This is a genomic window from Nostoc sp. (assembly GCF_036917515.1).
Taxonomy (GTDB): Bacteria; Cyanobacteriota; Cyanobacteriia; order Cyanobacteriales; family Nostocaceae; genus Nostoc.
Map to the genome: position 1 here is coordinate 1 of NZ_JBALDE010000143.1, position 11350 is coordinate 11350.

Below are 11350 nucleotides of genomic sequence, written 5' to 3' on the forward strand. Positions count from 1 at the left end.
GCTTGTTTTTCGGGTGTCATATTTTAGATGGGCGGTTTAGGTATTCCCCTACATTCTCCCAACAACTGGTATATCTGCCAAAGAGGGATGCTCCCGGTTAACAATTCATGACTGCAAAGCTACTAAAGACCAAGCTATTCGGACTCTAGTAGAGAATTATGGGTTAGGGGAAAGTGAGATTGTGGTCTTTGGAGATCAAATTAATGACATCAAAATGTTTAAAATTGCCGCTCGTGCCATTGCAGTTGCTAATACAGATGCTGAACTTAAGCGTTACGCGACATTAGTAATTGGCTTAAACACGGAAGATAGCGTCGTTAAATACATTCATCAGGATTGGTTAAACAGATGCGCTTTGAAGTCGTGTTTTAATACATTCTAATATCCGCTAGCACTCTAGTGATTGAAATTGCTTGGTTTCGTTTGGGAGTTATTAAATGACTGGGGTAATATTTGATCTAGATGGAACTATTTGGAATATATCGAGTATATGTGCATCTGCATGGAATCAAGCAATTAATATTGCTAATATTCAAAGAACTCCTATTACTGAGGATGATATCTCTAGGGTAAGTGGTTTGCCTTTTATAGACTGTGTAAAAAATATTTTTACTGAATTAGCAGAGGAAAGTATTTATAAAATTTCTCTTTTAATAGAAGATTATGAAAAGCAAGAGATAAAAACTAGAGGTGGAACTTTATATAAGGGGGTTTCGGAATATTTAGATACTTTGTCGGGTCAGTTTCCCTTGTTTATAGTTAGCAATTATGAGTATTAGTACTTGCAGGCATTTCTTTCGATGCCTTTAAACAGTAGTAATACAAGCAAGACTTTTGGGGATATATTTACAGACTCAGAATGTTTTGGCAGAACTCAAAAGCCTAAAGCTGAAAATATCATTGCAATCTGTCAGCGCAATAGCTTGAAAAACGCAATATATATTGGAGATACAGAAAGTGATAGATTAGCAGCAATGAAAGCAGGAGTTGATTTTATTCACGTTACCTATGGATTTGGTTATGTAAAATCAGAAAATATCAAGATAGCAGCTTCTTTTATTGAAGTTGTAGATATGCTATTAACTATTATTAATCTCCCATTGGTAGCTAAGTAAAGTATTATAGGTAGTAAGTGATTTACAGTATCACCCACTTATATGACTCATATTTGATTTCTGAAAAACCGAATTGGTTAGAAGCTTGCCATACAAAGGTTTGTTCCTCAGTATACTTAGCAAGATTCAAGTACGATTCCTATATATAATATCTAATCTTATAGAAATTCTTCTAATTGTGTTAGCCGAATAGCCTATTATAAAAGTTTTATTGATTTGCCATGCTAATTTTTATTAAAGTTTACTATAGCTAGTATATAACATTGTTTCAATTCGGTTATATAGAATAAACAAACATCAAGAGCGTAGCTATTTTATCTGTGGAATTGAAAGTCATTTTTCCGTTACCAAAGATGTGTTTATGGTAAAATAATTACAAGGTTATTAGGTAAAATACTGAGTAAAAGTTATTTACCCACCAGCTTTTTATAAGGTTTAAAAATCCAAGAATATGGACGATAAATTTATGCTAGCTGCTTTAGCTCAAAGCAGAAAAGCTTTACCAGAATGCTTACCTAATCCACCAGTAGGTTGTGTAATCATCCATTCTGGCAAGATAATAGCAGCAGGATATACGCATTCCCCCGGAAAACATCATGCTGAGGCTGATGCACTAACCTACATTCAAGGTCAAGATTTGCACTGTTTGCAAATGTACGTTACTCTTGAACCTTATTCTTTTCAGGGACGCACACCCTCTTGTGCTTTGGCGCTCGCTAAAGATCCACGTATTCAGGAAATATATGTCTCGATAGTTGATCCAGATTCTCGCAATAACGGTAAAGGATTAGATATTCTCAAAAAAGCAGGGAAAACAGTTCATGTCGGGTTATGTGCCGATGAAGTGAATGCTTTTCTTCAACAATACATTTCTTTAACTGATAACTGTTAAAATCAAAGTGTCTCAGCCGTTGCTTCACAATAATCAATAGATGAAATTTGCTGGATAATTTTGGTTAACTCTGCTGATGGATTTGGCACTGCATAAATTTCTCGCAGCGCATCAGACCAGAGTTCTTGCTGTGCAAAGTAGTTAACTTTTTCAAGGGCTATTTTCTCTACATTGGCTCCTTGTTTCTTAAGTCGTGTTTCTAATTGGTTCAACTCACTTGCTATGCGATCGCGCTTTTGAGTTTCAATTATTTGAAACTGGATACTGACGCTTTTTTTAGGAAATGGTACATTAACATACATGTGCCATTGGTACAATTCGCCAGGTTGTAGCGGTTTACCATCGTAGATGATTTTTTCTTGCGCTGGAGTAATTTCCTGACTCCATATAACCTGTTTATTTCCCTGTTGAAATAACTCTATTTTCTGCGCTGTTCCACTTTTAACATGCCAGAGAAATAGCGGTTGCACGCTCCAAATCTCTTCAGTTCCCTTGTTTATAGAAGAATCTGGATCGACTAGTTTGCGGGGTGCGATCGCACAAATTTCTCCTCCTCGTCCACCACCTGAAACTTTCTTACGGCGCACTATATTCCAGATATCACCCCACGATAAAGCCAAATGTCTACTGTTTGTTTTTGTTAGTAATTCTTGATGTTTTTGTTTGACTACGGCTTGCAAAGGTAATGCGAATAAAACAATAATTATTAGAGTTTGTATAAACAATATAGATTGCATTTTATTAGCTTTACTCATAAGACTTACTCCTAAGTACAAGACGAACATAATTCCATAGAACGACTGATGGTAAAAGCCAGGGTAGTAACACTGCTATTGAGATATAGACCTGTAATGAAACAACCATATAAACCGCTGTAGCAATCCCTAAATTTATCATCCACCATTTCCTCTTATGAGGATTGTCTAGTAAGACAAAGGTAATACCTTTACCCAATAACGAGAAAAGTAAAATCATCAAAAAATCTGGGATAGGCACAACTAATCGCCGCGTCAGCAAATGGTGAATCATATAGGCATGAGCTTCGCCACCAGTAAAAGTACCTTTCGATTCAAACAAATTGTTCCAGCCGCTTTTACCATGCCAAAAAGCTACTGCTAAAGGAATAGTAAAATTATCATCATTTCTTCCCTGTATCCCTGCTCCTTCATATCCACCAGGAATAATTAATACAATTTTATTTTTCAGGCTGTCTGGAAGTTTTTTCTTCCCTTTACAAGAGCCCATTAATTCACAGGCAGATATGCTTTTATAAGCTTGATTTGGGGGAATAGAAAAGTCGATAATTGGATGAAACCACCCAAGAAAACTAGAAATTGGGTAAAGGCGTGATCTCTGCAAAAAACTTAACTGCTCGTTTCGTATATTTATTGTTTTGGAAGAGAAATATTTTTGATTATCTAAATTAAATTTTGATAAAATAGCTAGTGCTTTTTTATGGTTTTGCTGTAAATAAACTAAAGCTAATTTATAACTAAACGGACAATTAGAAGAATCAAAACAATCAAAAGTGTTTGATGGCAGTGCCACATTCCACGGATAAAATCTAATATCACCTTCTATTTTGTCACTTAAGCTAATAATATCATTACTTACCTTACCTATTTTAGGATTTTCATTTTCATTATAAGCAAATACAAATTGAAGACCTTTAGTATGACCATCCAAAATTGCTTGGTGGAGTAATTTAGTATTTCCTGGTTGTTCTTCAAATCTACTTGATAGAGGATTATACTTATCTAAAATATAATCAATACCGATTAATTCAGCATTTGATTGGGAGAGGTGTTGAATCAAACGGGCTAAATAACTATAATCTAGAGGAATCTGGTGTTTAATTTTATCTCGATCGGCAATGAGTGATTTATTATCAATTTGAACTAATAGTAAAGGAGTTTCAATTTTGTTTTGTACTTGGAATGTAATTTTTCGGTAGATAGCCTGAAGTAAAATACGTGGCTCTAATAACAAGTTTGGTACTAGTTGTAGTAAAAAACTCATAAATAGTAACCCTCCTAGCCATTTTGCTTCTTTTAGTGTTGGCAACCAGCGTTTAAGAGTTGACCATAAACCAAAAGGTTTAATCCGAAATAGTTCTGCATTTGGATGGCGGAACAAAGAGGGAACGAGGTAAGCAGAAGGGTAGAAAAAACGACTTTCTTGTTGCTTGAGATAATGACTTGCATCTAATAATGCTTGATGGACATCTTTGTATTGAGACAAACTTTTGAGAAACTGCATTAAAAATTCCTGCGCCACCTGATTGTGGATTGGTTCTCGCATCACTACCACCTGACTCAAACCCAGGTTAATCAAAGATTCTGCGATATTGATACCACTACAGGAATTGAAAATAGCAAACTGAAGTCCCCGTTTCTTCGCTTGTTTGAGTGCTTCTTCAATTTCCCAAATTGAGAGAGAAACGTTTGGTGCAATCCCCAATTCTCCACCAGTCAGGACAGTTTCGTTACTGTGTCCTGCAAAAAACAACATATCCCAGCCGCGTTCATCGTTGATTGCTTGGAATATTTCGCTTTTCAGTGCTTGAGCATCTTGAGGATTTTTTCTATTCCAGCCGACAAACTTCACATTGGCAAAATGATCGAGCGATCGCACGGCTTGTTTATCACCTTCAAAATTTAACCCTGTGTCATCCCCTAAAACAGCTAAAATCCTAGCTTTACGCCCCAGCGTTTGCACGGGATCGTTGAGAATAGTTGTTGGAATGCGGGCAATACGTATTCTTTTTGGTATTCCCAAATCAGTTCCAATTTCCCAAGTTTCCCACGGCAATCGTGCTAGTTCTAGAGGGCTGCAACTCACAAACACTTCAACCCAGTGATGTTCTGATTCTGAGTGCTTGCTAGCAGCGTTGGCAATTTCACGGCGAATACTCAGCAGATCGGCACTGAACAACCAGCGATGAAATTCATTCAATAGTTGTGCTTCCGCATTTACCAGTTGCTTATTGCGGTCAATGGGGGAACTGCTACCTCCACTAATGGCCTTTCGCCCTCGCAAATATTTATAGTAATCTAAATAGGCTTTTTGCCAATGTCGGTAGCTCGAAGTCAGCGACAGTGGATAATTCAAATTGATAGTAATTATCTGTCCTTCAACTCTTAACTCGAAGTGACAAACTGACTCGATTTGAGTAACATTGAGCTGAAAAACTGTCCGGCTCATTATCAAGTTTTAGATTTGGGATTAGTCAATTATTAGTTATTAGTTGTCAAAAGGAACTATACAGACAGCATTAATTAGATTAGCATATTGAGGTTGCAAAACAGAAAATTGCTCTTTATTAATAAAAATACTTGGCTTGTAAAAACTTTGGTCATCTTAATAGCTTCTAGTGTCTTCTACAGTAGCTATATCTTTAGCAAGACTGAGGTTATGTATTTTTTCAACCCCTGCCGCCTTTGAGTTTTGCTCCTCAAAACTGCCATTGCACTGTAACTCCTACTGTAAAGGGGTCGCCAGGTAACACTCTTAACTGACTTGTGGAATTCTCAAAATACCGAACATCAAACAAATTTTTAAAATTTACAGCAGCTTGGAAGTTATTTCCCCGGTAATAGATTGCCGCATCTGTACGTAAGTAACTTGGTAAACTGAAAGTATTATCTATGTCTCCAAATCGTTCTCCAACATAGAACAAGCCGAAGCCAAAGCCTAATCCTTGCAATGAACCCTGAGAAAACCTATAAGTAGTCCACAAACTTGCATTATCAAAAGGTGTATTTACTAGTCTATTGCCAACTGGGAATACATTATCATTTGTAATTCGCGCATCGGTGTAAGTGTAAGAGACAATTACCTGCCAGCCTGGTAATATTTCCCCCTTGATGTCGAACTCGATACCTCGACTTCTTTCCTCACCCGTTTGGACACTAAAGTCAATATTATTAGGGTCAGTCGTGAGAACGTTGGATCGAGTTATTTGATACAAAGCCAAAGTTGCTGAGAGGCGGTTATCGAGCAAATCAGTTTTGATCCCCACTTCATATTGAGTCCCACGCTCTGGCTGAAATGCATTGCCATCAGCATTAAAGCCAATCGTTGGGTCAAAAGAACGAATATAGCTTGCGTAGAACGAGACGGGTTTGATAGGTTGGTAGACAATGCCTACTTTCGGACTGAATGCAGAGTCAGGTTGACGGCTAATCGAGTCAGAATTCGTGTTCTCACTCTCTACAAAACTAAAGCGACCTCCGAGAAGTAATTTTAGGTTATTGAAGAGCGTTATTTTATCTTCAGCATAAATCCCTAAAGCATCATTTTTAATTTTTTGGTTAAATCGACCGGAAATAGATCCTAAAGGTTGACCATAGACTGGATTAAATAAATCAAGTGGAAGATTATCCCTGAAAACAAAATTGGATGCTTGAATATCCCTGTACAAATCAAACCCAAGCAGCAATTCATGCTGGATGCCTCCAGTGTTGAATTTGCCAACAATATTAGTATCTAGAATGTAAGTATTCAAAACAATAGGTTTAACAGATTCCTGCGTACTCCGCTCTAGAGTGCGATCGTCGGATTGTAAATAATCGGCAAATGCTTTTCTCTGGTTGTAGCTTACGAACGAAGCCCGGAAGGCGTTCCGCAAAGACCAGTTTTTGCTAAAGCGATGCTCAAACTGATAGCCGACTCGCGTCGTTTGAGTGTTGTCAAAATCTTTAGGCTCTCCAACGTAACGATTTAGCGGAATTTTGCCGTTAGGATTGGGTAACACAGTTCCCACTGCGGGAAGCGCGGTATCACGTAGAAATAAGTTTTGATACTCCGCTTCCAAAGTGAGCTTTGTGTTCTGACTTAGTTGCCAAGTCAGAATCGGCGCAATAAAGAAATTTGTCTTTTTGTAAAAGTCAGAAAAGCTTTCTTGGTAAGAGTAAGAGGTATTTAAACGGTATAAAAGTTTATTGTCAGCAGACAGTGGCCCAGATATATTTAAAGCGGAACGAACAAGATTATAACTACCCCCAGTCAGTTTAGCGGAAACATAAGGTTCACTCAGGGGTTGTTTGGTAACTAAATTAATTGTACCGCCCGGCTGACCTTGACCGTAGAGTAATGAATCCGCTCCTCTGAGAATCTCTATCCGCTCTATATTAGTGATTTCATTTTGAATACTGTTAGCACTACCACCGTCTTTTAGCCCGTTGCGAAGGGTATTGTTAGTCTGAAAGCCTCGAATCGTAAAAGTATCTCCCTTGATAAGACCATTACCAGGTAGTACGCCAAAATTTCTCAGGACTTCTTGAATAGTGAGGTCTTGTTGATCTTCTATAACCTGCCGAGGAGCAACTTGAATTGATTGGGGAATGTCCCGTATTGGGGTGTCAGTTCTCGTCCCCACACTTGCATTAGGAACCCAGTAGCCTGTCTCTGGAGGAGCAGTCACGAATAATTCTATAGGTAGTTGGGTTTTCATTGACTGTGGCGGTGTCCTTTGTGGCGATGGTATCGGAATTGGGGACTGTTCTGGGGTCGAGGGTGGTTGGGTTCTCTCGGATGGTAGAGTGTCAGTTGGCGTGACTTCTGGCGTGGGTGTGGACGTAGGCGTGAGCTTCTGAGTTGTTGATACAGATGATGTCAAAATAACAACTAGATACCCGTTACTTTGGGCTACAACAGCGGCTGGAACTTCTGTATCCCCTATCACCGTCACCCGGACAATATTGGCAGTCAACTGGCTAACAGCGACTCTAGCAATTCCTGGTTTCAGGTTAAGTACGCGAAACTCATTACCAGATGCTAATCGCAACTGTGTATTGGAAATATCTGCAATAAATATTTTTTTAGACCTAGTTGTAAATACTTGAGGCAATGTCTTAGATGTAGTTTTTAAAATCACCTTAACATGAGTATCTGCCTGGACAAGCTCTACATTAGTCACCTGTACTACATCAGCTCTAGCTGGGAAAGCAACTAAGACTGATACTGCTATTAACGAGAAACAAGCAGAAAATTGCTGTTTGTTCACTGGAAAAATTGCTATTTGTTGACTAGAATTCCTAACACCTTAAGAAGTAATATAGCTTTTCAGCAGTGATTTTTATTACAAATAGTTAAAAATTGCTATAGCTTGTGACAGTTTAGACTAGCTGAAACTGGGTGAGGAAAAAGCGGTATGAAACTTTTTTTGACAAAGATGCGTAATTTCTCAAAAGATTATGGATCTATAAGTGAGACAGTCATCTCCTAATTAGAAAAAGGAGGAATATTTTCTTGAGTCACCTTTGCTTCACTTTGTTGAAAAACAGGTTTTATTGTTACATGCTGAGTGCTAGTTTGCTAGTGTCTCTTTCTTCCACCTTACCGCTATTAGTAAATGCACAAACGATACCAGAAGTCAATAACTTTCAGCAGCCGCGACTACAAGAAAACCTTCAACAGTATAAGCAAAGTCCTTTTGGGCCTCCAGGGTCAACAAGGTTAGAGCCTCCTAAGCCTACTATACAAGAACGTAATGCCGAAGTATTCCAGCAATACAAAGTAGGTGTTCGGCAGTTGAACAAGGGTCAGTTTAGACAAGCGTTGGAAACATTTCAACATGTTTTAGGTATTTATAGAAAAATTGGCGATCGCCAAGGGGAAGGTTTGAGCCTTACAGGTATGGCAGTGGTTTACCACAGTCTTGGGGAGTACCCTAAAGCTTTAGAGTTATATCAACAAACTTTAGCTATTTACAAAAAAATTAACTATAAAGAAGGGCAAAGTCAGACTTTCAATAATCTTGGGGCGGTTTACTATAGTCTCAATCAGTACACCCTTGCCTTAAAGTTTCACCAGCAAGCTTTAACTATTCGTAAACAAATTGATGACAAGGTAGGGCAAGTTCAAACCTTCAATAATATTGGAGGAGTACACCATAAACTCAATCAGTACGCCAAAGCTTTAGAGTTCTATCAGCAAGCTTTAGCCATTTGCAAACAAGTCAGGAACAAAGAGTGGGAAGGTAGGACTCTTAACGACATTGGGGAAGTTTACCTTGACCTTGGTGAGTACGCCAAAGCTTTAGAGTTCTATCAGCAAGCTTTAACCATTCGTCAACAAATTAACAATCAAGTGGAGCAAGGTCAGACCCTCAACGGTATCGGCATAGTTTACTACAACCTCGGTCAGTACACCAAAGCTTTAGAGTTCTATGAGCCAGCTTTAGCCATTCACAAACAAATCAACGATAAAGTAGGGGAAGCTGAAAGCCTTAATGGCATTGCAGCAGTTTACCAAAGTCTCGCTCAGTATGCTCTTTCCTTAGAATTTTTTGGGCAAGCTTTAGCCATTCGCCAACAAATTGATGATCAGGCGGGGCAAGGTAGGACACTTACTGGTATCGGGTTAGTTTACGACAATCTTGGTCAGTACGCCAAGGCTTTAGAGTTTTTTGAGCAAGCTTTAGCTATTAGTAAACAAATCAACGACAAAGCAGGGGAAGGTACGACCCTTGACAATATTGGGGGAGCTTATCTTAGCCTTGGTCAGTATCCCCAAGCTTCAAATTACTATACCCAGGCTTTAGCTATTCATAAACAAATTAACAATAAGGCAAAGCAAGGTGGGACTATTAACAAAATAGGATTTGTTTACAACAGACTCGGTAAGCACGCCAAAGCTTTGGAGTTTTTTCAGCAAGCTCTAGCTATTCACAAACAAATCAACGACAAAGCAAGAATTGGTGAGAGCCTCAATGGCATTGCAGAAGTTCATCATAGTCTCGGTGAGTATCCTAAAGCTTTAGAGTTCTATCAGCAAGCCTTAAATATTTTTAAAGAAATTGGCTTAAAAGTAGAGGTAGCTATAACCCTGACAAACATTGGCAGAGATAACAACGTTTTAAGTAAGTATGCGGATGCTGAAAAAACGCTATTCGATGCGATCAAGGTTTGGGAGGAGCTGCGACCAGGATTACAAGATAACCAGAAAATCTCAATCTTTGAAACCCAAGCTCATACCTACCGCTTACTGCAACAAGCCTTAGTGGCTCAGAATAAAACTAACACAGCCTTGGAAATTGCGGAACGAGGTAGAGCCAAAGCCTTTATTGAGTTATTAGCCTCAAAGCTGTCTCCCAAATCCAATCATCAACCAAATATTACTCAACCCAAAATCCAGGAACTTCAAAAAATCGCTACTCAGCAAAAAGCAACACTTGTTGAATATTCGATTATTTACGATCCATTAAAACAAGGAAAAAAAGAATCATGTGAATCAAAACTGTTTATTTGGGTTATTAAACCTACAGGTGAAGTGGCGTTTCGCACTACTGACCTTAAATCCTTATGGGAAAAAGAGAATATTTCTCTAGAAGACCTTGTGAACAACAGCCGAGAAATCATTGGTATCAGAGACCGCGGTATTTTTTCAGTAGAGGTCAAGGTTGATGCAGCGAGCGAGAAAAAACCATTACAGCAACTCTATGAACTGATGATTTCACCCATTGCTGACCTCCTCCCTCAAAACCCTGACTCGCATGTTATCTTCATCCCTCAATCATCTTTGTTTCTCGTTCCCTTCCCAGCGCTGCAAGACAAAAATGAAAAATACCTGATTGAAAAACATACCATTCTTACCGCTCCGGCAATTCAAGTATTAGATTTAACACATAAGCAACAGGACTCAGTACCAAAATCTGCAACTGATGTGCTAATTGCAGGTAATCCTACAATGCCCAGTGTTTCTATTCCTATTACCTCACAGCCTCAAAAGTTACCTCCCTTACCAAATGCAGAAAAGGAAGCAGTTGAAATTGCTCGTTTATTCGATACCAGAGCTTTAATTGGTAAAAATGCGACTAAAGACGCTATCTTGCAACAAATGCCTAAAGCCAGGTTAATTCACCTGGCAACTCACGGGCTACTCGATGATTTGGATAACTTGGGTGTACCGGGTGCGATCGCCCTTGCCCCTTCTGGTCAAGATAACGGTTTGCTGAGGGCTGACGAAATACTTGATTTGAAGCTAAACGCCTCTCTTGTAGTTCTAAGTGCCTGTGATACTGGGCAAGGAAACATTACAGGCGATGGAGTTATCGGGCTGTCTCGTTCCTTGATTATTGCTGGCGCTAGGAGTGTACTAGTGTCTCTATGGACAGTACCAGATGATTCTACATCGCAATTAATGATTGAGTTTTATCGCCAATTGCAGCAAAATCCTGATAAAGCTGAAGCCTTGCGTCAAGCAATGTTAAACACCATGAAACAACATCCTAATCCAAAGGATTGGGCAGCATTCACGTTAATAGGTGAGGCAGATTAAATCACGCGGTGAAGAAATAAGAGCAATGGCAACTGCTGTAGAACAAATATAGACTATCAAT

General features: G+C 38.8%; 6 protein-coding genes and 1 pseudogene. 4 read left to right on the top strand and 3 right to left on the bottom strand.

What is annotated here, in order from left to right; translation table 11 throughout:
• The first annotated feature begins 103 nt into the window (after nucleotides 1–103).
• From V7K89_RS18635 to V7K89_RS18645, 3 genes and pseudogenes are all read left to right on the top strand, one after another.
• The gene (locus V7K89_RS18635) at nucleotides 104–382 is read left to right on the top strand and encodes an HAD family hydrolase (protein ID WP_335189669.1); all 279 of its coding nucleotides are present in this window, start codon (nucleotides 104–106) and stop codon (nucleotides 380–382) included.
• 55 nt (nucleotides 383–437) lie between these two features.
• Nucleotides 438–1115, top strand: a pseudogene (locus V7K89_RS18640) (HAD family hydrolase).
• A 451-nt stretch (nucleotides 1116–1566) separates the two neighbouring features.
• On the top strand, nucleotides 1567–2007 hold the full coding sequence (locus V7K89_RS18645) for a bifunctional diaminohydroxyphosphoribosylaminopyrimidine deaminase/5-amino-6-(5-phosphoribosylamino)uracil reductase RibD (protein ID WP_335189635.1): 441 nt from the start codon (nucleotides 1567–1569) through the stop codon (nucleotides 2005–2007).
• Between the two features lie 2 nt (nucleotides 2008–2009).
• Here V7K89_RS18645 and V7K89_RS18650 read toward each other — a convergent pair whose 3' ends face one another.
• The 3 genes from V7K89_RS18650 to V7K89_RS18660 form a co-directional block, all read right to left on the bottom strand.
• Nucleotides 2010–2762: a hypothetical protein gene (locus V7K89_RS18650; protein WP_335189638.1), complete on the bottom strand. Its 753-nt coding sequence runs from the start codon at nucleotides 2760–2762 to the stop codon at nucleotides 2010–2012.
• The gene (locus tag V7K89_RS18655) at nucleotides 2755–5211 is read right to left on the bottom strand and encodes a CHASE2 domain-containing protein (RefSeq protein ID WP_335189640.1); all 2457 of its coding nucleotides are present in this window, start codon (nucleotides 5209–5211) and stop codon (nucleotides 2755–2757) included. Before V7K89_RS18655 ends, V7K89_RS18650 begins: the two co-directional genes overlap by 8 nt.
• 250 nt (nucleotides 5212–5461) lie before the next feature.
• Nucleotides 5462–8014 carry a TonB-dependent siderophore receptor gene (locus V7K89_RS18660; RefSeq protein ID WP_335189642.1) on the bottom strand — a complete coding sequence of 851 codons (2553 nt, stop codon included), beginning with the start codon at nucleotides 8012–8014 and terminating at the stop codon, nucleotides 5462–5464.
• Nucleotides 8015–8328: 314 nt separating this feature from the next.
• Here V7K89_RS18660 and V7K89_RS18665 point away from each other — a divergent pair, with 314 nt between their 5' ends.
• Nucleotides 8329–11289 (top strand): CHAT domain-containing protein, encoded by a 2961-nt coding sequence (locus tag V7K89_RS18665; RefSeq protein ID WP_335189644.1) that lies wholly within the window; start codon nucleotides 8329–8331, stop codon nucleotides 11287–11289.
• The last annotated feature ends 61 nt before the right edge of the window (nucleotides 11290–11350 follow it).

What these genes read in the sequence shown, in the direction of transcription:
- V7K89_RS18655 (WP_335189640.1), bottom strand. Translation starts at nt 5,211, where the DNA reads ATGAGCCGGACAGTTTTTCAGCTCAATGTTACTCAAATCGAGTCAGTT.
- V7K89_RS18650 (WP_335189638.1), bottom strand. Translation starts at nt 2,762, where the DNA reads ATGAGTAAAGCTAATAAAATGCAATCTATATTGTTTATACAAACTCTA.
- V7K89_RS18645 (WP_335189635.1), top strand. Translation starts at nt 1,567, where the DNA reads ATGGACGATAAATTTATGCTAGCTGCTTTAGCTCAAAGCAGAAAAGCT.